A 19,930-nucleotide genomic window follows, 5' to 3' on the forward strand; every position below is an offset into this window, starting at 1 on the left:
TGCCGTTGTGCTCGCCCGGCTCCCAGATGTCGAGCTCGGGGCGCACCAGGGTCAGCGCCATGGGCAGCCCGTAGCCGCTGATCGACTTCGACAGGGTGATGATGTCGGGCACGATGCCGGCCTCCTCGAAGCTGAAGAAGCCGCCGGTGCGGCCACAGCCCATCTGGATGTCGTCGACGATGAGGAGGATGTCGTGCTCGCGGCACAGCTCGGCGAGCCGGCGCAGCCACTCGGCGCGTGCGGCGTTGATCCCGCCCTCCCCCTGGACCGTCTCGACGATGACGGCGGCCGGCGTGTTCAGCCCGCTCCCGCCGTCGCTGAGGAGACGCTCGAGGTAGAGGAAGTCCGGGACGTCCCCGTCGAAGTAGTCGTCGTAGGGCATCGGCGTGGCGTGGACCAGCGGGATTCCCGCGCCGTCACGCTTCATGGCGTTCCCGGTGACCGCCAGCGCGCCGAGGGTCATGCCGTGGAAGGCGTTGGTGAAACTGATGACCGACTCGCGGCCGGTCACCTTGCGGGCGAGCTTGAGCGCCGCCTCGACGGCGTTGGCCCCGCCCGGGCCGGGGAAGACCACCTTGTGGTCCATGCCGCGGGGCCGCAGGATCTGCTCGGCGAAGGTGCGGAGGAACTCCTCGCGGGCAGCGGTGAACATGTCCAGGGAGTGCACGACGGCGTCGCGGGCGAGGTAGTCGAGCAGCACCTTCTTCAGCGCCGGGTTGTTGTGCCCGTAATTGAGCGAGCCGGCGCCGGCGAAGAAGTCGATGTAGGCGTTTCCGTCCGTGTCGTACATCGTCGCGCCCACGGCGCGGTCGAAGGTGACCGGCCAGGACCGCGAGTAGCTGCGGACCTGGGACTCGAGCTCCGTGGGCGTGGTGATCGTCATCGGGAGTGAATGCCTTTCGGTGGGGTGGCGCGGTCGCGCCGGGACGTGCGGGGGTCAGCTCTCGGTCGTGGGCAGGGGGCCGATCCTCACCAGCCCTTCGGCGTCGTGTCCGTCCGGGAAGTGGTCGGCGGCGAACAGCTCCGAGCGGACGACCTCGGCGCCGTGCTCGCGGGCGAAGCGGGCGAACAGCCGCTGCGAGGCGGTGTTGTCCGCGGTGATGGTGGCCTCGAGCCAGCGCGACCCGACCGTGACGTCGGCGAGCAGCCGACCGGCCACCCGGCGGCCGCGCACGGCCGGGTCGACCGCGACCTGCCACACGAAGAGCGTGTCGGGCGCCTCGGGCCGCCGGTAGCCCAGGACGAAGCCGACGACCTCCCCCTCGACCACGGCGACCCGGCAGGTCCGCGCGAAGTCGCGGGCGAAGAGCAGGTAGGCGTAGGAGGTGTTGAGGTCCAGGGAGCCGGAGTCGCGGGCCAGGCGCCACATGTGGGCGCCGTCCGCGAGGGTCGGGGGCCGGAGGAGGAGCGGAGTGTCAGGCTCGGGGTCGTCGGACGAGGCGGCGCCGGCGCCGGGCTCGCCCTGCGGGACACGGGGTACTGCTGGTGTTGTCTGGGGCATACGGCACGCCACAGTAACGAGACCGCCCGCGGTCCGAAACCGGGGACGGGGCGTGCGGCGCCGTCGTCGCCGCCGCGGGCCGGGGTGGGCGAGGCCGGGATACCGCTGCCAGGGCGCGGGAAGGTCGTGACGTCGGCGGGTCCGGGAACCGCCCCGAAAATGGCGTCCACATGGTGAGATCTTTACCTGTCGACGATCTGGCGAGGGTGGGTATGGGCCGGCCCTCACCGGGCGTTGACCGTCGGGACCTCAGCCGCGCGCCCCCGCCGCGTCGGAGGAGCGGTCGTCCGACCGGGCGCCGTCGCGTTCGGCTCGCCGCCGCGCCCGCTCCAGGGCCCGCCGGCGCTGCTCCTTGGCCTCCTCCTCGAGCTGGGTGGCGCGCTCCTCGTCCCGGGTGAGGTTGACGCCGGACTCGGCGTCGAAGACGTGCATCTCGGCCGGGTCGAACCACAGCTCGGCCCGGTCGCCGGCGCGGACGGTGCTCACCGAGTCGAGGGAGATGATGAGCTGGGAACGCATCCCCTCGCCGTCCAGGTCGCGGTCGAGCTGCTCGAGCTGGTCACGCACGGCCTCGTGCGTCTCGAAGGGGATGTAGGCGTAGAGCACCTCGCCGAGCCACTCGGTGACGTCGACGTCCGCCTCGAACCTCACCCCGCGGGAGGCGCGGTCGGAGTCGAGGGTGTCGGCGTCCTCGAAGGAGTCGGGCCGGATGCCGACGATGACGATCTCCCGGTCACCGACCGCCGCGCGCAGGCGGTCGTCCATGGGCACCTCGGCCACCGGCAGGCGCAGCACGTCCCCCTCGACGACACCGGGCAGGAAGTTCATCGGCGGGGAGCCGATGAACCCGGCGACGAAGAGGTTGACCGGCTGGTCGTACAGGCCGCGCGGGCTGGCCACCTGCTGCAGCTCACCGCGGCGCAGCACGGCCACCCGGTCGCCCAGCGTCATCGCCTCGGTCTGGTCGTGGGTGACGTAGACGGTCGTCGTCGCCAGGTTGCGCTGCAGCCGCGCGATCTCCGTGCGCATCTGCCCGCGGAGCTTGGCGTCGAGGTTGGACAGCGGCTCGTCGAAGAGGAATGCCTTGGCCCGCCGCACGATGGCCCGGCCCATCGCCACCCGCTGCCGCTGCCCGCCGGAGAGGTTGGCCGGCTTGCGCTCGAGGTGCTCGTCGAGCTCGAGCAGGGCCGAGGCCTCCCGCACCCGCTCGTCGATCTCCTGCTCGCTGTACTGGCCCTTCGTCAGCCGCAGCGGGAAGGCGATGTTCTCGTAGACGGTCAGGTGGGGGTAGAGGGCGTAGTTCTGGAAGACCATCGCCAGGTCCCGGTCCCGCGGCGCCTTGTCGTTGACGACCTCGTCACCGATGCGCAGCTCACCGTCGGTGATGTCCTCCAGGCCGACGATCATCCGCAGCAGGGTGGACTTCCCACACCCGGACGGGCCGACGAGGATGACGAACTCGCCGTCGGCGATGTCGAGGCTGACGCCCTTGACGGCGGTGAAGCCGTCCGGGTACGTCTTCACGACGTTGTCGAGGGTGATCGATGCCATGGGGACTCCTTCGATCCGTTGCGGGCCTCAGCCCTTGACTGCGCCCTGGGTGAGGCCGGAGACGATGCGCCGCTGGAAGAGCAGGACGACGACCACCACCGGCACCGTGACGACGATGGCGGCCGCCGAGATGGACCCGGTCGGCTCCTCGAACTGCGAGGCACCGGTGAAGAAGGACAGCGCCGCGGGGACCGGCCGGGCGGCGCTCGTCGAGGTGAGCGAGATGCCGTAGACGAAGTCGTTCCACGCGATGAAGAACGCGATGATCGCGGTGGTGAACACACCCGGTGCGGCGAGCGGGACGACCGCCTTGCGGAAGGCCTGGAACGGCGTGGCGCCGTCCACCTGCGCGGCCTGCTCCAGCTCCCAGGGGATCTGCCGGAAGAACGCCGCGAGCGTCCAGATGGAGATGGGCAGGGTGAGCGACAGGTAGGGGATGACGAGGCCCGGCCACGTGTCGTACAGCCCGATCGAACGCCACAGGTTGAACAGCGGGGTGACGATCGAGACCACCGGGAAGACCGACACCGCCAGCGCCGTGGTGAGGATGACCCGCTTGCCGCGGAAGTCGAGCCGGGCGATCGCGTAGGCGCACAACGTCGCGAGCACCACGGCGATGAAGGTGGAGATGAGGGAGATCCCGATCGAGTTGCGTAGCGAGGGGAGGAAGAGGTCCTGCGCACCGCCGCCCGGCGCGAGGATCGCCTCGTAGTTCTCCCACGTCCACTCCTCAGGCAGGAAGGTCCCGGAGAAGAGACCGGCCTGGGTCTTGAACGACGTCGCGAGGATCGACGCCACCGGGAACAGCGACCAGATGAGCACGAAGGCGGTGATGAGCACCCAGCCGACCTTCTGGCGCGTCGTCATGCCCCGCATCAGCTGCCTCCCCTCGTCCCGGCGAGATCCACCTTGAAACCCTTGATGGCGATCCCGGCGATGATGAGCACGCAGAGGAACAGGAGCACCGAGATCGCCGAGCCGAGCCCGATCTCCAGCCGCCCGATCGAGGTGTTGTAGGCGAGCAGCGACAGCACCTCGGTGTTGTTGGCACCCTGCGTCATGATGTAGACGTTGTCGAAGATCCGGAAGGCCTCCAGCGCCCGGAAGAGCACCGCGACCATGATCGCGGCCTTCATGTTCGGCAGGATCACCCGGCGCATCACCTGCCAGCCCGTCGCGCCGTCGACCTTGGCCGCCTCCTCCAGGTCCCCGGGCACCTGTGCGAGCCCGGAGAGGAGGAGCAGGGAGATGAACGGGGTCGTCTTCCACACCTCGGAGGCGATGATGACGAAGAGCGAGGTGTTCTGGTGGGCGAACCAGTTGAGGTTCTCGGTGATGCCGGGCAGCCAGCTGAACCAGTTGTTGACGTATCCACCGGAGTTGATGTCGAAGGCGTAGAACCAGGCGAAGGCCGAGACCACGGTGATGATGCCGTACGGCACGAGGATCGCGGTGCGGATGAGGCCGCGCAGCCGGGTGATCGCCCGGTGCATGACCAGGGCGAGGAGGAAACCGAGCACCAGCTCGACGAGCACGGTGACGACGGTGATGAACCCGGTGACCGCCAGCGACTGCCAGAACGTCGGGTCGCCGAGGACGACGCGGTAGTTGCGGAACCAGACGAGCTCGGTCTCGTCCGGGGCGGTGAGACGCAGGCTGAAGAGCGAGTCGTACAGCGCCTGGAGGATCGGGTACAGCGTGACCGCGAGCATGATGACGAACGCGGGGCCGGCCAGGTACCAACCGAGCCGGGCCTCGGAGCGGGAGCGGTCCGACCCGCGGCGACGACGCGGGCGGGCGTCCGGCCGCGCCGTCGGCGCGTCGGGCCGCTGCCCTGCCGCGGGGCGGGCCGCTGGGACGTTGGAGCTCATAGCAGCCTCTCGTCTCGCAGGACCGCGGTGATGAAGTCCGCCGACGACGCGGGGGTGGTCTCGGGGTCGACGGCGGCCGGCGGGTGCCAGGTCTCCTGGATCCCGATGGACACCTCGTTGTAGAAGGGGGTCTGTGGGCGGGGCACCGCCAGCTCGAGGGACTCGCGGATGACGTCGGCCATCGGGAAGTCCTCGGCGATCCGCTCGTCGTCGTAGGCGGACACCGACGACGGCGGGTTGCCGTTGGTGAGGAAGTACTCCGCCTGGTGCTCGGGGCGGACGATGCAGGCCACGGCGTCGTAGGCGAGGTCGACGTGGTCGCTGAACGCCCCCACCCCGAGGTTGATCCCGCCCACCGGTGGAGCGGCCTCGGTGCCCTCGTCCATCCGCGGGTAGACCGCCCAGCCGATGTCCTCGACGATCTCCGGGTTCGACTCGTTGATCGCCGGCCACACGAACGGCCAGTTGACCATGAAGGAGCCGGAGTCCCCGCGGAAGAGAATCATCGAGGCGTTCTCGTCCGCCGTGGGGAAGCCGGAGCCGGCCAGGCCCTCCTGGCCGATCCGCCGCAGGACCTCCGCGGCCGCCCGCCCGGCGTCGGAGTCGAGGTCGAGCTCGACCTCGTCCGACGGAGCCTCGGGGTTCGCGATGATCTGCCCGCCGGCGGAGGCGACGAGGGCGTTGACCCACACGGTGAGCGACTCGTTCTTCGTGCCCTGCACCCCGAGCAGGCGGTCCTGCTCGGTCGCCGCCTCGATGAGCTGCTCCCAGGTGACCGGCTGCTCCATGTCCAGGCCCGCCTGCTCGGCCACCGACCTGCGGTACCACAGGAGCTGGGTGTTGGCCCAGAACGGGACGCTGACGAGCTCACCGTCCCAGGTGGCGGAGTCCACCGCGCCCTGGACGATGTCCTCCGTGTCCTGCAGCTCCTCGGGGACGGGGGCGAGGAAGTTCGCCGCCGCCATCTCCGGGATGAAGGGCGGGTCGAGGCTCATGATGTCGATCGAGGAGTCCGAGGCGGCGAGGCGCCGCGCCAGCTGCTCGCGCTGGGAGGCGGCGTCGCGCGGCAGGAGGGAGGTCTCGATCCGGTACTCGCCCTCGGCCTCCTCGGTGCAGATGCGGGCGATCTCCTCCTGGCCGCCGTTGTCCGGGTTGATGTACCAGGTCAGCGTGGGTGGTCCCGACTCACCGGCACAGGCGCCCACGGTGGCCGCCGCCAGTCCGAGCGTCAGGACCGAGAGTGTGGTCCGAGGTCGTCGCACGTACCCCTCCTCCGCGGTCCAGCCGGTCCGCCGTGACCGGCTCAGGAGCCAGACAACACCGTGCGCGGCGGGCTCGCATCCGGAGAGGCACCAGGGCCCCTGGTGGAGCCCCGGCACGGGGCGGTGCGTGCCCTAGGCGCCGCCCTGACCGGCGTTCGCTCGACCCCTGGCACGTGTACCTCGACCCGGGCAGTGCCGGCGTGGTCGAGGCCTGGCGTGATGGCGTGGTCGATGCCTGCCGGGACGGCGACCGTGGCCGTGGATGCGCCCGCGCGGCGCCCAGGCGGGCCGGTGCGGGCGGCGGTGGCCGGTCAGCGGTCCGTGCGCTGCTGTGGTGCGGCCGGCTCCTCATGGCCGGACGGCTCGTCGGCGTCCTCCGCGGTGTCCGGCTGCTGTGACGGTGCGGCGGCGGAGGCGGTGTCCGTCCCTTCGTCCAGGGGCGGCAACTCGGCGGTGGCGTTCGGGTCGTCCGTCTCCTCGTGCGCCGCGGCCTCCTCGTCCGCCGCCTCGCCGGGCTCCGGGGTCCAGTCCTCCGCCCGGCCCGGCACGACGACGGGTTCGCGGTACCCGATCGGCTCGGCGTGGCGCACCTGCTCGGCGAGGTCCTCGAGCATCCCGACGGCGTCGGCGACGATGTGCTCGTCCCCGGTGTTGACGCCGTGCATGAGCCAGCGGGCCAGGGCGACCTCACCGACGAGCTGGGCGCGGTCGAGCAGGTAGCTGTCGGCGTTCTCCGGGCGGGCCAGCGCGTAGGCCTCCTCGATGGCGTCGAGGCTCTCCTCGGGAGCGCCGGCGAGCAGCCAGGCCAGGTCCACGGCGGGGTCGCCCACGTGCGCGGCGGCGAAGCTGAGCATCGCGGTGACCTCGCCGTCCAGGACGAGGATGTGCTCCTCGGTGAGGTCGCCGTGCACCGGGGTGGTGCGGAAGCGCCACAGTGCCACGTCCTCCAGCGCCCGCTCCCAGCGCTCCAGGACCACGGCGGGCACGTGCCCGGTACGCGCGGCGGCATCGACCTCGGCGAGCAGTCGGCGGCGGTACTCCTCGGCGTCGTAGCTCGGCAGCCCGGCGTCCTCGACCACCCGGGCGGGCAGCTCGTGCAGCGCGGCCAGGCAGCGTCCCAGGTCGGCCGCGAGCCCCGGACCGGGGGCGAGTCGCTCGAGGTCCAGCGGACGGCCGCGCAGCTGGCGGTAGACCATCGCGCGTCCGCCCTCGGGCAGCGCGGCGAACCCGGCCGGCTCCGGCACGGTGAACGGCAGCGCGCCGGCCCGCACCTGGGCGGCGAGGTTGGCGAGCAGCTCCACCTCCGCCTCGAGGGCCGCACCGGCGGAGGCGTGCAGCGGGCAGCGCACCACCCAGTGACGGCCGCCGGAGTCGAGCACCCCGGTCACCTGGAAGTCGGCGCTCGTGGACTGTGGTGACCGGGTCGACACGACGTCGAGACCCGGCACCGCCGCGGTGGCGAGTGCCGCCAGAGCGAGAGGAGATCTGCGAGCCACGCCCCCACCGTAGAACGCCCGCGTCCGTGGCACCCGTGGCGGCGCGCCGGATCGTCCCCGCCCGGTACGGTGCGGACGTGGCACTCACCAGGCTCCCGCTGGCCCGCACGACCATCGACGCCGACGGCGCATCCCGCACCCGTCCCGGGCTCCTCGAGGAGCTGCGCGCCGCTGTGACGACGCGGGTGGTGCTCGTCCACCGCGGCCTCGTCGGTGCGGACGAGGCCGGGCTCACCCTGCTCGACGCCGCGCGGGTGCCGGTCCAGGCGTGGACGCCGGAGCAGGTGCACTACCTCGGCCGGGAGGGTGCCGAGCGGTTCGTCGCCCTCGTGCTGCCCGACCACCTCGGCGCCGAGCGGGACCTCGACGGCGCACCGGTCGACACCGACGCCCCGCTCGTCCGGCTGGTGGCCGGGGTCGACTTCCACCATCTGCGCGACGTCGGGGACCGGCTGAGCGACCGTGACGCCGGGCTGGCCACGACGGCCGTGGCGCTCGCGGCGTGGCACGAGCGCCACCCGCGGTGCCCCCGGTGCGGGGAGGCGACCGAGGTGGTCGACGCCGGCTGGGTGCGGCGCTGCACCGTGGACCACTCGCTGCACTACCCGCGCACCGACGCGGCGGTGATCATGGCCGTCGTGGACGCGGAGGACCGTATCCTGCTCGGCCACGCCGCGCACTGGCCCGAGCGGCGCTTCTCCACCCTCGCCGGCTACGTCGAGCCGGGGGAGGCGCTCGAGGCGGCGGTGCGCCGGGAGGTCGCCGAGGAGACCGGGATCCGCGTGGGGGAGGTCCGGTACGAGGGCAGCCAGCCCTGGCCCTTCCCGTGCTCGCTGATGATGGCCTTCCGCGCCGAGGTGGCCGCCGGCACCGGCACCGAGATCGAGGTGGACGGCGTCGAGCTCACCGACGCCCGGTTCTTCACCCGCGCCGAGCTGGCCGCTGCGGTCGGTGCGGGCGAGGTGCACCTGCCGATGCGGTCCTCGATCGCGCGCTCACTCATCGAGGACTGGTTCGGCGGCCCGCTGCCCGACCGGAACGCTCGCTGAGCCCGCGCCCGGACGTGGCGCGGTGGCGGGCTCAGCCCAGCCGGCGGCGGACCTCGGCGAGGGACGGGTTGGTCGCGGCCGAGCCGTCCGGGAAGAGCACCGTCGGCACGGTCCGGTTGCCGTCGTTGACCTGCTCGACGAACTGCGCGGCCTCCGGCTCCTCCTCGATGTTCACCTCGCGGTAGCCGATGCCCTCGGCCTCGAGCCGGCTCTTCAGCCGACGGCAGTATCCGCACCAGGAGGTGGTGTACATCGTGACGGTGCCGGGAGCGGGCGTCGTCGTGGTCATCGTCTCTCCTCGTCGTGGACAAGTGTCGTCGAGTGTGGAGAACGGTGAGCGGGTGTCGGATATTTCCGTCCGTCAGGCGGTCGCGTAGCTCTTGAGGTTGGCGAAGGCCTCCATCGCGACCGGTCCCAGCTCGCGGCCGACGCCGGAGCGTTTCGTCCCGCCGAAGGGCAGCGTCGACGGCGCGGCGAGCCATCCGTTGATGCCCACGCCCCCGACGTCGAGACGTCGGGCGACGCCCCGGGCGGCGTCGAGGTCCGCGGAGAAGACGGTGCCGTTCAACCCGTAGGGCGAGCTGTTGGCGAGCTCGACCGCGGCGTCGGCGTCGGCGACGCGGTAGACCATGCCCAGGGGGCCGAAGGCCTCCTCGTGGTAGACCCGCATCTCCGGGGTGATGTCGGTGATGACGGCGGGCCGGAAGAAGGCGCCCGGGCCGTCGGTCTGACCCCCGGGCACGAGGACGGTCGCGCCCTTGGCGACCGCGTCGTCGTACTGCGCCTGGAGGCGCTCGACCGCCTGCGCGCTGGACAGCGGACCCACGGTGGTGGCCGGGTCGAAGGGGTCGCCCACCGTCTGCTCGGCGAAGATCGGGGTGTAGGCCGCGAGGAAGTCCTCGGCGACGGCGTCCGTGACGATGACGCGCTTGGGCGCGATGCATGCCTGCCCGTTCAGCAGGAGCCGGCCCTGGGCGGCAGTCGCTGCGGCCGCCGGGACGTCGGCGTCGTCGAGCACGATGAACGGGTCCGAACCGCCGAGCTCCAGCACCACCGGCTTGATGTGGCGACCGGCCTGCTCACCGACGGCCGCACCGGCCCGGTCCGAGCCGGTGAGGGTGACGGCACGGACCCGCGGGTCGGCGATGAGACGGGAGACCTGCTCGGGGGAGAGCAGCACCGTGCGGTAGACGTCGGCCGGGAAACCCGCCTCCCGCATGAGGCCGTCGAGGAGCAGCGTCGAGCCAGGAGTGATCTCCGAGGGCTTGAGCAGCACCGTGTTGCCGAGCATGAGGTTCGGGGCGGCCGCCCGTGCTGCCTGGTACAGGGGCAGGTTCCACGGCTCGATGCCGAGCACGACGCCGACCGGTTCCCGACGGGTCACTGCCGTGGAGAAGCCAGGCACGGTGGCGGGCACGTCGGCCAGCAGCGCGGGGCCGTGGTCGGCCAGGTAGGTGAAGACGTCGACGACGGTGCTCACCTCGAGCATCGAGTGGGCCAGCGGCTTTCCCATCTCCCGGGTCGACTGCCGGGCCAGCTCCTCGGCGTTGTCCTCGGCCAGCGCGGCGAAGCGCCGGAAGCACTCGACGCGCTCCTCCAACGAGGTCTCGCGCCATCGCGCGAAGGCCGCGTGGGCACGGGCAAGTGCGTCCTCCATCTCGTCGTCGGAGAGGGTGGGAAAGGTGCGGAGCAGCCGACCCGTGGCCGGGTCGAGGCTGCGGTAGGTACGGGTGGCACGGTCCGTGGTGGTACGCATCGCTCTCCTCTCGTGTGGGGGAGCCGCTGAGCGCGCCTGCACCGGCACCCGCCGCCCCCCGTGTGCCACGGGTGAATCTATCCACAGCCACGGACGCCAGGGGCGGTGTGTCGGCGGGAGTTGGGAGACTGGGGGGCGATGACCACGATCCCCAGCAGCGAGGAGCTCCTCGAGGCGTTGGACGAGGACCAGCGCGCCGTCGCCCAGCATCTCACCGGACCCCTGTGTGTGCTCGCCGGCGCCGGCACCGGCAAGACCCGCGCCATCACCTACCGGATCGCCCACGGGGTGCGGTCCGGCGTCTACAACCCGACCACCGTGCTCGCCGTGACCTTCACCGCGCGGGCAGCGGGGGAGATGCGGTCGCGGCTGCGCGACCTCGGCGTCGGCGGCGTCCAGGCGCGCACGTTCCACGCCGCGGCGCTGCGCCAGCTGTCCTACTTCTGGCCCAACGCGATCGGTGGCGGGCTGCCCAAGCTCCAGGAGCACAAGGCGCCCCTCGTCGCCGAGGCCTCCGGCCGGCTCGGCCTCGACGTCGACCGGGTGAGCATCCGCGACCTGGCTGCCGAGATCGAGTGGGCCAAGGTCAGCCTCGTCACCGCCGAGGACTACGTCGCCCGCGCCGCCTCCGCCGGCCGGGAGGAGGCGCCCGCGGGGCACGACCGTGCCACGGTCGCCCGCCTCATCGAGGTCTACGAGGACGTCAAGACCGAACGCGGCGCCATCGACTTCGAGGACGTCCTCCTCCTCATGGTCGGCATCCTCGAGGAGCGGGAGGACATCGCCGCCGAGGTGCGCCGCCAGTACCGCCACTTCGTCGTCGACGAGTACCAGGACGTCTCGCCGCTGCAGCAGCGGCTGCTCGACCTGTGGCTGGGGGACCGGCGCGAGCTGTGCGTCGTCGGCGACGTCTCCCAGACCATCTACTCCTTCACCGGTGCCACGCCGGACTTCCTCACCCAGTTCCCGCGTCGCTTCCCGGAGGCGGCGGTGGTCCGCCTGGTCCGCGACTACCGCTCCACGCCGCAGGTGGTGTCCCTGGCCAACAGCGTGCTCGAGCGTGCCGGCCGGCACCGGTCCAGCGCAGCGGTCCGTCTCGTGGCCCAGCGCCCGTCGGGCCCCGCGGTGCGGTTCGAGGTCTTCGACGACGACGTCGCCGAGGCCGCCGGGGTGGCCACCCGGATCGCCGCGCTGGAGAAGTCCGGGGTGCCGCGCAGCGAGATCGCCGTGCTCTACCGCACCAACGGCCAGGCAGAGGCGCTGGAGCAGGCGCTCGCGCAGGCCGGGATCGGGTACCTCGTCCGCGGCGGGGAGCGGTTCTTCTCCCGCCGGGAGGTGCGGGAGGCGATGGTGCTGCTCCGCGGGGCGGCCCGGACGATGGCGGGGCACGCGATGCCCGAGGCCGTGCGCGACGTCCTCGCGGGTGTCGGCTGGTCGCCCGAGCCGCCGGCCGCGCGCGGTGCCGTGCGCGAGCGGTGGGAGTCGCTGCAGGCGCTCGTCGCCCTCGCCGACGACCTCGCCGTCACCCGGGGTGCAGACCTCGCCGCCCTCGTCGCCGAGCTGGAGGAGCGGGCCGGCGCCCAGCACGCCCCGACCGTCTCCGGGGTCACTCTCGCCTCTCTCCACGCCGCCAAGGGCCTGGAGTGGGACGCCGTGTTCCTCGTCGGCGCGAGCGAGGGCCTGCTGCCGATCTCGCTCGCCGAGACCGAGGAGGCCATCGCGGAGGAGCGGCGGCTGCTCTACGTCGGGATCACCCGGGCGCGGGAGCACCTCATGCTCTCCTACGCGCGGGCCCGCACCGTGGGTGGCCGGGCCACCCGCAAGCCCTCCCGGTTCCTCGACGGCCTGTGGCCCGAGGACGGCGACGGACGCCGCCGTCCTGCGGTGCGACGGGAGCGGCGCGACCGGGTGGCCGAGCTGGCCGAGCACGACCCCGAGGGCGCCGCGCTCTTCGAGCGGCTGCGCGCCTGGCGCGGCCAGGTGGCCTCGGCGATGGGCAAGCCGCCGTACACCGTCCTGCACGACACCACCCTCGCGGCCATCGCCGAGGCCCGGCCCAAGGACCTGCGCCAGCTCGGGTTCCTCCGGGGCATCGGTGCGGCCAAGCTCCAGGCGTACGGGCCGGCGGTGCTCGCGATCGTCCGCGGCGAGGAGGTCGTTGTCCCCCCGCCGGGGGCGTGACCAGGATTTACCTGGCGAAAGCCGCGAGTTCCCGCGGTTTCCACACCCGGGTGGCGGCGCGGGGAAATCTCTTCGATAAATACCTTGCCCGCCGCTCCGGAGCGGGCGTAGTGTCCTGTTCGTCCGTGACCGAAACGGGACCTGTGCCTAGCCAGCACGTGAGGGTCCCCCGTGCGAAGGGGAGGTGAACTGCAGTGACCATCATCCGACTGCTGGATGCCGCCGGCCGAGCTCTCGGCGCGCGCGCTGGTCGATCCGCGTTCACCGCGGCACCCGCCCGCCTTCGCCGAGCACCTGTCGGCAGTGCCGCAGGCAGCCTGTTCCGGACGCTGTAGAACCGCACACGTTCTCCGCCGGACCGCGCTGCTCCAGACCGCGGTCCGCCCCTCCCGGGGAATCGCCGCTGGTCCTGTCCAGACCCGGTATTCGCACTCACGGAGACAAGTCGTGCAACTCACCACCCTTCTCGACCGACTGAGCCAGGGGTCGTCGCAGTCGTGGCCGCTCCCGGAGGAGCCGGACCTCTCGCTGGTCGAGCCGACCGTCGTCGCCCCGTGCCAGGAGGCGGAGGACCCCGACCTCTGGTTCGCGGAGCGGCAGGCGGACGTCGAGTTCGCCAAGGCGCTGTGCCGCAGCTGCCCTGTCCGCGAGGCCTGCCTCGCCGGTGCCATCGAGCGCGCCGAGCCGTGGGGCGTCTGGGGCGGCGAGGTGTTCATCGGCGGCCAGGTCGTGCCGACCAAGCGGGGACGGGGACGTCCGCGCAAGCAGCAGCCGGCGGCGTGAGGACCTAGCCGCCGACGGCGACGGTCCTCACCTCCGCAGGAAGGCCGGTGCACCCGCAGTGCGGGTGCACCGGCCACTGCTGTGTCTGCGGTACCGGCCGGCGGGCGTCGACCACGAGGCTCGTGCCGGCAGCCGCCACCGGGCGCCGGTCGAGGAAGGCGAGCACCTGGCCGACCGCGGTCGCCGCCGCCAGCAGCGCGGTGCACGCCTCCACACCACGGGACGGCGAGCCCAGCAGCTGGGTGGCGACCGCCGGCCAGCGGGCGTCGGCGTCCGTGCGGTGCAGGTCGACGCAGCGCCCGCACGGCCCGCGCCCGGGCGTGACGAGCGGACCGACGACGGCGTCCACCTCGCGGGCCACGACGAGGAGGTGGGCGACGTCCTCCCGGAGGAGCGGGCGCAGCCGCACCGGGTCGCTGACGTCCTGCTCGACGAGGACGACGAGGTCCGGGCGGGTGCGTGGCGGCGCCGTGGTCCGCAGGTGGGGGTGGGTGAGGCGCAGTGCCACGCGCGCGCGTTCACCGCGATGTTCACCGACGTCGCCCAGGCGGTAGCCCCCCAGCCCGACGTCGTCGCGGCGGACCCGGGCGGCGTCCTCGACCAGCAGCGTCCCGACCCCGGCCGCGGCGAGCCCACCGGCGAGGAGGAGGCCGAGGCGGCCCAGCCCGAGCACCGCGACGACCGCCTCACCCCGCCGGACGACGACGTCGGTGGCGTCCCGCAGGGCCACTCGTGACCAGTGGTCGACCTCGGCGCCCAGGCCGTGGTGGTCGAGGGCGGGGTCACGGGCGTGCTCCAGCGCGCCGCACGCGTCGAGCCGGGCGATCAGCTCGCGCGCCCGCTGCCGGCCGATCCCGAGCCCCCGCGCCCGCGCCAGCACCTCCTGCTCGCTCGCCTCCCGCTCCAGCCCGTCGAGCAGTCGCTGCTCCTCGGCCGTCAGCCCCTCGAGCACGACGGCGTGCCGCGGGTCGGCGTGGACCTGGCTGGTCCCCTCGCCGCGCCACAGCACGTGCGTCCCCGGTCGTAGTCGCATCGCCCCTCCTGCGTCGAGGATGGCAGGACGGCGGGCGGGGCGACAGGGCGGGGCACCCGGCTGTGGACAAGCGGGCCGTCCCCACGACGTGGCCGGCGTGGCTGCCGGGTCCGCGCCGCGCCGTAGGGTGCTCACATGTCGGAGATCGAGGTGAGGCGCAGCCGTCGGCGTACCAAGACGGTGCAGGCGTTCCGCGAGAACGGCCGCACCGTCGTCGCCATCCCCGACCGCTTCACCGCGGCCGAGGAGGCGGAGTGGGTGGCGCGGATGGTGGAGCGGCTGGAGCGCCGGCGCCGGCGGCAGCGACCCTCCGACACCGAGCTCGCCGCCCGGGCCGAGCGCCTCTCCCAGCGGTACCTCGAGGGGCGGGCCCGCCCCTCGGCGGTCGCCTGGGTGAGCAACCAGCGAACCCGGTGGGGCTCCTGCACACCCGCCACCGGGAGTATCCGGATCTCCGACCAGGTCCGGGGGATGCCGGGCTGGGTGCTCGACTACGTCCTCGTCCACGAGCTGGCCCACCTGCTCGTCGCCGGGCACGGGCCGGAGTTCTGGGCGTGGGTCGAGCGCTACCCGCACACCACGCGGGCGCGCGGGTTCCTCGAGGGTGTGTCCTTCGCCCGCCACCAGGCCGGCCTGGAGGCGCCGGACGCCGAGGACTGAGATCCCGAGCGGGGCCCGGTTGCCGGTCACCGGGAGCGGCCGGCGGGGCAGTGCGCTCGAGGACTACGGGATCCGCGAGGACCGAGGGCCGACGGCGTCGGTCGGTGTCGCAGCGGCCGGGTCAGCGCGGTTCCGGGCCGCCCGCCCCGGTCGGCCCGCCGTCGTCGTCCTCGTCGGGAGCCGTGTCGTCCGTCGGGGCGTCGCCCGTCCGCGTGGTGTCGCCCGTTCGTGTGGCGTCGCTCTCGGCCTCGGCGAGGATGCTCGCCAGCGCGGCGTCCACGTCCTCCTCGGCGGAGGCGGCGGCGTCGCGCGCGGCGACGAACCCGCGCGGGTCGTCGAGCTCCTCGGCGGTGGGCATGAGGTCGGGGTGGGACCACAGCGCGTCGCGGGCGCTGTCGCCGCGCTCCTCGGCGAGGTGCGTCCACAGTGCGGCGGCCTCACGCAGCCGCCGCGGGCGCAGCTCCAGCCCGACGAGGGAGGCGAAGGTCTGTTCCGCCGGTCCGCCGGCGGCGCGCCGGCGGCGGACCATCTCGCGCAGCGGCACGGCGTGCGGCAAGTGGGCGGCCACCGCCTGCCCGGCGACCACCTCGACCCAGCCCTCGACGAGCGCCAGCGCCGTCTCCAGCCGTACCAGCGCCGCCTGCTGCGCAGGGCTCTGCTCGAGGACGAACACCCCGCTGGAGAACGCCTCGCGCAGGGCCTCCGGGTCGCTGGGGTCGATGGACCGGACCGCCTCCTCGATCGCGCCGGTGTCGATGGAGATCTCCCGGGCGTACGCCTCCACGGCGCCCAGGAGATGGGAGCGCAGCCACGGGACGTTGGCGAACAGGCGGGCGTGGGCCACCTCGCGCACCGCCAGGAAGAGGCGCACCTCCTCCTCCGGGGCGTCCAGGCCCTCCGCGAAGGCGCCGACGTTGGCCGGGACGAGGGCCGTGTGCGGGCCCTCGACGAGCGGCAGACCGGTGTCGGAGGTGCCGAACACCTCCCCGGCGAGGGTGCCGACCGCCTGCCCCACCTGCATCCCGAAGACCGCGCCGCCGAGCTGACGGATGAGGCCGCCCGCGGCGCCGATCCCCAGACCCGCCGCGAACGGGTGCTCACCCAGCTCGCGGGTCTGCTCCTCCAGCACCTTCTCCAGCGCGCGGGCCACCGAGGTGGCGATCGGCTCGGCGAGCCGCTTCCACGTCGGCATGGTCTGCTGCGCCCAGTCCGTGCGCGACCACGCGTGCTGGGCACCGCCGCTCGGCCCGAAGTCGGTGACGGCGTCGAGCCACAGGTCGGCCACCTGCAGCGCCTGGGTGACCTGGGCGGCCTGCGCCGCCGTCACCGCCGGGTCACCGGCCTGGCGCACCACCTGGGAGGCGATGTCTCCCGCCAGGGCCCAGTTCACCGGGTCGCTGCCGCCGGCGGCGAGCACCTGCTGCATCTGCTGGAGCATCATCGCCAGCTGGTTGCGGTCCTGCGGCAGCCCGGCAGCGTTCGCCATCGCGGAGGGGTCCAGCCCCGCCGCGCGCATCGCCGACATCGCCTCCTCGGCGGCCTGCGGCCCGAGCATGGAGCGCAGCAGCGCCTCCCAGCTCTCCTCACCGGGCCGACTCGGGTCCTCGCTCATCTCGGCAGCTCCAGATCCTCGGGGGTCACCACGGTAACCCTGCCCGCAGCCCCGGTCAGCCCGTGACGCGGCCGGTTTCGCCCAGGGCGTGACCCTCCCGCTTCGGCATCCCGGGGCGGCAGGGTGATGATGTGGCCGTGCTCCTTCGACCCGACCGGACCCCGTCCTGGCAGGCGGCCGACGACGACCGACCCCTCCTCAGCCCGCGGACCGTGACCGCCGCCCTCTCCAGCGCGGTCACCTTCGTCATCGCCCTCGTCATGCTCTTCCTCACCCCGCCGTACGCGGTCCAGAGCCCGGGACCGACGGTGGACACGATCGGTGAGCTGGAGGAAGGCACACCGCTCATCACCGTCGAGGGCACCGACACCTACCCCACGGACGGCAGCCTGCTGCTCACCACGGTCTCCACCCGGGGCGGCCCCGGCTTCCCGGTCACCGCCGTCCAGGTCATCGGCGGCTGGCTGTCCGGGACCACCACCGTCGTGCCCCGCGAGGTCGCATTCGACCCCGAGCAGACCCGCGAGGAGGTGCAGCAGGAGTCCACCCTGCAGATGAGCTCCTCCCAGACGAACGCCGCCGTCGCCGCCCTCACCGAGCTCGGCCAGGACGTGCCCACCGAGCTGCGTGTCGCGGGCACCGCGCCGCACGGCGCGAGCCACGGGCTCCTGGAGGAGGGCGACCTCCTCGTGTCCATCGCCCCCGCCGGTGACGCGCCGACGGAGCTGACCTCCTTCGCCGTCCTCAGCGAGGTGCTCGCCCACACGCCGCCCGGGTCCGCGGTGACCCTCGGCGTCGAGCGCGCGGGCGAGGGCACCGAGGTCGAGGTCGTCACCCAGGACGACGGCGAGGGCGGCAGCCTGCTCGGCGTCATGATCGCGCCCGAGGTCGACCTGCCCTTCGAGGTCGAGTTCGCCATCGAGAACATCGGCGGACCGAGCGCCGGGCTCATGCTTGCCCTGGGCATCATCGACATCCTCACGCCCGGCTCGCTCACCGGCGGGCAGGACGTCGCCGGCACCGGGACGGTCGACCTCGCCGGTGACGTCGGCCCCATCGGCGGCATCCAGCAGAAGATGGCCGGTGCGCTCCGAGACGGCGCGGACTGGTTCCTCGCGCCGGTGGAGAACTGCGACGAGGTGGTCGGGGCGGTCCCGGACGGGTTGGAGGTCATCGCCGTCGACACCGTCGGCGACGCCGTCGCCGCCCTGGAGGCCGTGGCACAGGGCAGCACCACCGACCTGCCCCGCTGCCCCGCGGGCTGACGCCCCGCCCGCGTCAGGAGAAGGTGGCGCGCAGCGCCTCGACCAGGCCCGGGACGGCGTCGGGGGAGCCGGCGACGGCGTCGTCGGAGTCGTGGCTGCGCGAGCGCAGCGCGCACCAGGACTCGCCGGTGCGCAGTACTCCGACGGCGATCCGCACGTCCTGGCGGTCCGGGTGCGCCTCGAGGTAGGCCACCGCCTCCTGCGCGTCGCGCGGCATGTCCGTCTCGGCCTCGGGCGGGACGACGATGCGCTCGACGACGATCGCCGCGCCGTCCACCTCCGGCGGCCAGGCGAGCTGGGCGAGCAGCTCCTCCAGGGTGTCGGCCTGCGGCAGCCCGTCCTGCTCGACGGACAGCAGGTGCTCGGGGTCCTCCTGCGCGGACTCCGCCGCGCCGTCCGGCAGCTCCGCCGCGATGGCCGGGTTGGCTGCCAGCGCCGCGGCGGTGCGCACCAGCGAGAAGACGAGGACCGGGGTGTCCCACCCCAGCGAGCTCACGTGGCGTTCGATGTCGAGGACCGCCCCCCGCAGGGCGCGCTGACGTGGGCTGGCGGTGGTGTCGCTCATGGCCCCATGATCCACCACCGGGTGAAAGGTTGACGTCCCCGGTGTGCCGGGTGTGGGAACCTTAGGGGAGCGCCGCGCGTTCCTCTCTGCAGGGGCGTCCGTCGGCCGCCCACCGACAGTGACACGACCGAAGGTGCCATCCACGTGACGACTGCTTCCGTCCCACGACCGACGCGACCAGCCGGGGGCCGCCGACGGGGTGCGCTCGTACCCACCCTCGTCGTCCTCGCCGTCCTCGCCGTGCTCCTCATGATCACCGCACAGCTGTGGACGGAGGTGCTCTGGTTCTCGCACCTGGAGTTCGAGGCGGTGCTGTGGCGGGAGTGGACCACCCGCGCGGTCCTCTTCGTCCTCGGCTTCCTGCTCATGGGGGTGCCGGTGTGGCTGGGGCTGCGCCTCGCCTACCGGTCGCGCCCGATCTACGCCCCGGTCACCCCGGAGCAGCAGAACCTCGACCGCTACCGGGAGAGTGTGGAGCCGCTGCGCCGTCTCGTCATGATCGGGGCCCCGATCGTCCTGGGCTTCTTCGCCGGTATCTCCGCCAGCGGCAACTGGCGCGCGGTGCTCATGTGGCTCAACCGTGAGCCCTTCGGCGCCACCGACCCCGAGTTCGGGCTGGACATCGGCTTCTTCGTCTTCACCCTGCCGGTGGTGCGCACGCTCGTCTCGTTCCTCATGACGGTGCTCCTCATCACCGCGGTGGCCTCGCTCGTCACCCACTACCTCTACGGCGGGATCCAGCTCGGCGGACGTCCGCAGCGCATGACGAACGCCGCCCGGATCCAGCTGTCGATCATGGCGGGCCTGTTCGTCCTCCTCATCGGCGCCAACTACTGGCTGGACCGCTACTCCCTGCTCGTGGAGGAGAACGAGCGCTTCGCCGGCGCCTCCTTCGCCGACATCCACGCCAACCTGCCCGCCAAGACGATCCTCGCGGTCATCGCGGTACTCATCGCGATCCTCTTCTTCGTCTCCGCCTTCCGCGGCTCGTGGCTGCTGCCCGCCGCCGGGGTGGGCGTCATGATCGTCTCCGGCGTCGTCATCGGCGGGATCTACCCGGCCGTGGTCCAGCGCTTCCAGGTGACGCCGAACGCCGTGGAGGCCGAGTCGCCGTACATCCAGCGCAACATCGACGCGACGCTGGCGGCCTACGGGCTGGAGGACATCGAGGTCCAGACCTACGACGCCGTCACCGAGACGGAGCCCGGCCAGCTGCGCGACGACTCGGAGTCGACGGCGAGCATCCGGCTGCTCGACCCGAACATCGTCAGCCCGACCTTCCGCCAACTGCAGCAGAACCGGCAGTACTACGACTTCGCGCCCAGCCTGGCGGTGGACCGCTACG

General features: G+C 72.9%; 18 protein-coding genes. 6 read left to right on the forward strand and 12 right to left on the reverse strand.

The features are described 5' to 3' along the window. From Q0195_RS01775 to Q0195_RS01805, 7 genes are all read right to left on the reverse strand, one after another. A partial coding sequence (locus Q0195_RS01775; RefSeq protein ID WP_299273745.1) for a diaminobutyrate--2-oxoglutarate transaminase occupies positions 1–883 on the reverse strand: 883 nt, incomplete at its 3' end. 54 nt (positions 884–937) lie between these two features. Continuing rightward, positions 938–1,501, reverse strand: coding sequence for a diaminobutyrate acetyltransferase (gene ectA, locus Q0195_RS01780; RefSeq protein ID WP_299273748.1), 564 nt, complete (start codon positions 1,499–1,501; stop codon positions 938–940). Positions 1,502–1,750: 249 nt separating this feature from the next. Then, the gene (gene ugpC / locus Q0195_RS01785) at positions 1,751–3,052 is read right to left on the reverse strand and encodes a sn-glycerol-3-phosphate ABC transporter ATP-binding protein UgpC (protein WP_299273750.1); all 1,302 of its coding nucleotides are present in this window, start codon (positions 3,050–3,052) and stop codon (positions 1,751–1,753) included. Between the two features lie 27 nt (positions 3,053–3,079). Then, the gene (locus tag Q0195_RS01790) at positions 3,080–3,928 is read right to left on the reverse strand and encodes a carbohydrate ABC transporter permease (protein ID WP_299273752.1); all 849 of its coding nucleotides are present in this window, start codon (positions 3,926–3,928) and stop codon (positions 3,080–3,082) included. Beyond that, positions 3,928–4,923 carry a sugar ABC transporter permease gene (locus Q0195_RS01795; protein WP_299273754.1) on the reverse strand — a complete coding sequence of 332 codons (996 nt, stop codon included), beginning with the start codon at positions 4,921–4,923 and terminating at the stop codon, positions 3,928–3,930. The genes Q0195_RS01790 and Q0195_RS01795 overlap by 1 nt, the downstream gene beginning before the upstream one ends. Then, positions 4,920–6,155 carry an extracellular solute-binding protein gene (locus Q0195_RS01800; RefSeq protein WP_299273786.1) on the reverse strand — a complete coding sequence of 412 codons (1,236 nt, stop codon included), beginning with the start codon at positions 6,153–6,155 and terminating at the stop codon, positions 4,920–4,922. The genes Q0195_RS01795 and Q0195_RS01800 overlap by 4 nt, the downstream gene beginning before the upstream one ends. Positions 6,156–6,496: 341 nt before the next feature. Further along, positions 6,497–7,681, reverse strand: a complete 1,185-nt coding sequence (locus Q0195_RS01805) for a phosphotransferase (RefSeq protein ID WP_299273757.1) — start codon at positions 7,679–7,681, stop codon at positions 6,497–6,499. Positions 7,682–7,758: 77 nt separating this feature from the next. Here Q0195_RS01805 and nudC point away from each other — a divergent pair, with 77 nt between their 5' ends. Then, complete coding sequence (gene nudC, locus Q0195_RS01810) at positions 7,759–8,730, forward strand: NAD(+) diphosphatase (protein WP_299273760.1); 972 nt, start codon at positions 7,759–7,761, stop codon at positions 8,728–8,730. A 31-nt stretch (positions 8,731–8,761) separates the two neighbouring features. Here nudC and Q0195_RS01815 read toward each other — a convergent pair whose 3' ends face one another. Beyond that, positions 8,762–9,019 (reverse strand): mycoredoxin, encoded by a 258-nt coding sequence (locus Q0195_RS01815; RefSeq protein WP_299273762.1) that lies wholly within the window; start codon positions 9,017–9,019, stop codon positions 8,762–8,764. A gap of 72 nt (positions 9,020–9,091) precedes the next feature. Further along, positions 9,092–10,486, reverse strand: coding sequence for an aldehyde dehydrogenase family protein (locus Q0195_RS01820; RefSeq protein WP_299273765.1), 1,395 nt, complete (start codon positions 10,484–10,486; stop codon positions 9,092–9,094). Between the two features lie 138 nt (positions 10,487–10,624). On the opposite strand from Q0195_RS01820, the gene Q0195_RS01825 reads away from it, so the two are divergent. Together Q0195_RS01825 and Q0195_RS01830 are read left to right on the forward strand one after the other, a co-directional pair. Further along, complete coding sequence (locus Q0195_RS01825) at positions 10,625–12,667, forward strand: ATP-dependent DNA helicase UvrD2 (RefSeq protein WP_299273768.1); 2,043 nt, start codon at positions 10,625–10,627, stop codon at positions 12,665–12,667. Positions 12,668–13,114: 447 nt separating this feature from the next. Continuing rightward, a complete protein-coding gene (locus Q0195_RS01830) occupies positions 13,115–13,450 on the forward strand; it encodes a WhiB family transcriptional regulator (protein ID WP_299273770.1) in 336 nt (111 codons plus the stop codon). Between the two features lie 4 nt (positions 13,451–13,454). Here Q0195_RS01830 and Q0195_RS01835 read toward each other — a convergent pair whose 3' ends face one another. Then, positions 13,455–14,483 (reverse strand): thiamine biosynthesis protein ThiF, encoded by a 1,029-nt coding sequence (locus tag Q0195_RS01835; protein WP_299273772.1) that lies wholly within the window; start codon positions 14,481–14,483, stop codon positions 13,455–13,457. A 135-nt stretch (positions 14,484–14,618) separates the two neighbouring features. Here Q0195_RS01835 and Q0195_RS01840 point away from each other — a divergent pair, with 135 nt between their 5' ends. Next, positions 14,619–15,143 (forward strand): M48 family metallopeptidase, encoded by a 525-nt coding sequence (locus tag Q0195_RS01840; protein WP_299273775.1) that lies wholly within the window; start codon positions 14,619–14,621, stop codon positions 15,141–15,143. A gap of 121 nt (positions 15,144–15,264) precedes the next feature. On the opposite strand, the gene Q0195_RS01845 is transcribed toward Q0195_RS01840, so the two are convergent. Beyond that, positions 15,265–16,755: a zinc-dependent metalloprotease gene (locus Q0195_RS01845; protein WP_299273777.1), complete on the reverse strand. Its 1,491-nt coding sequence runs from the start codon at positions 16,753–16,755 to the stop codon at positions 15,265–15,267. A 137-nt stretch (positions 16,756–16,892) separates the two neighbouring features. Here Q0195_RS01845 and Q0195_RS01850 point away from each other — a divergent pair, with 137 nt between their 5' ends. Beyond that, positions 16,893–18,020, forward strand: coding sequence for a S16 family serine protease (locus tag Q0195_RS01850; protein ID WP_299273779.1), 1,128 nt, complete (start codon positions 16,893–16,895; stop codon positions 18,018–18,020). A gap of 13 nt (positions 18,021–18,033) precedes the next feature. Here Q0195_RS01850 and Q0195_RS01855 read toward each other — a convergent pair whose 3' ends face one another. Next, complete coding sequence (locus Q0195_RS01855; RefSeq protein ID WP_299273781.1) at positions 18,034–18,585, reverse strand: PPA1309 family protein; 552 nt, start codon at positions 18,583–18,585, stop codon at positions 18,034–18,036. Positions 18,586–18,729: 144 nt separating this feature from the next. Between Q0195_RS01855 and Q0195_RS01860 the strand changes: the two genes are divergently transcribed. Further along, a partial coding sequence (locus Q0195_RS01860; protein ID WP_299273784.1) for a UPF0182 family protein occupies positions 18,730–19,930 on the forward strand: 1,201 nt, incomplete at its 3' end.

Origin of the sequence: uncultured Georgenia sp., assembly GCF_937958535.1 — a bacterium.
In the GTDB taxonomy this organism is placed as follows: Bacteria; Actinomycetota; Actinomycetes; order Actinomycetales; family Actinomycetaceae; genus Oceanitalea.

Coding starts and splice junctions, on each gene's coding strand:
- ectA (WP_299273748.1), bottom strand. CDS start 1,501: ATGCCCCAGACAACACCAGCAGTACCCCGTGTCCCGCAGGGCGAGCCC.
- ugpC (WP_299273750.1), bottom strand. CDS start 3,052: ATGGCATCGATCACCCTCGACAACGTCGTGAAGACGTACCCGGACGGC.
- Q0195_RS01790 (WP_299273752.1), bottom strand. CDS start 3,928: ATGCGGGGCATGACGACGCGCCAGAAGGTCGGCTGGGTGCTCATCACC.
- Q0195_RS01795 (WP_299273754.1), bottom strand. CDS start 4,923: ATGAGCTCCAACGTCCCAGCGGCCCGCCCCGCGGCAGGGCAGCGGCCC.
- Q0195_RS01815 (WP_299273762.1), bottom strand. CDS start 9,019: ATGACCACGACGACGCCCGCTCCCGGCACCGTCACGATGTACACCACC.
- Q0195_RS01820 (WP_299273765.1), bottom strand. CDS start 10,486: ATGCGTACCACCACGGACCGTGCCACCCGTACCTACCGCAGCCTCGAC.
- Q0195_RS01825 (WP_299273768.1), top strand. CDS start 10,625: ATGACCACGATCCCCAGCAGCGAGGAGCTCCTCGAGGCGTTGGACGAG.
- Q0195_RS01835 (WP_299273772.1), bottom strand. CDS start 14,483: ATGCGACTACGACCGGGGACGCACGTGCTGTGGCGCGGCGAGGGGACC.
- Q0195_RS01840 (WP_299273775.1), top strand. CDS start 14,619: ATGTCGGAGATCGAGGTGAGGCGCAGCCGTCGGCGTACCAAGACGGTG.
- Q0195_RS01845 (WP_299273777.1), bottom strand. CDS start 16,755: ATGAGCGAGGACCCGAGTCGGCCCGGTGAGGAGAGCTGGGAGGCGCTG.
- Q0195_RS01855 (WP_299273781.1), bottom strand. CDS start 18,585: ATGAGCGACACCACCGCCAGCCCACGTCAGCGCGCCCTGCGGGGGGCG.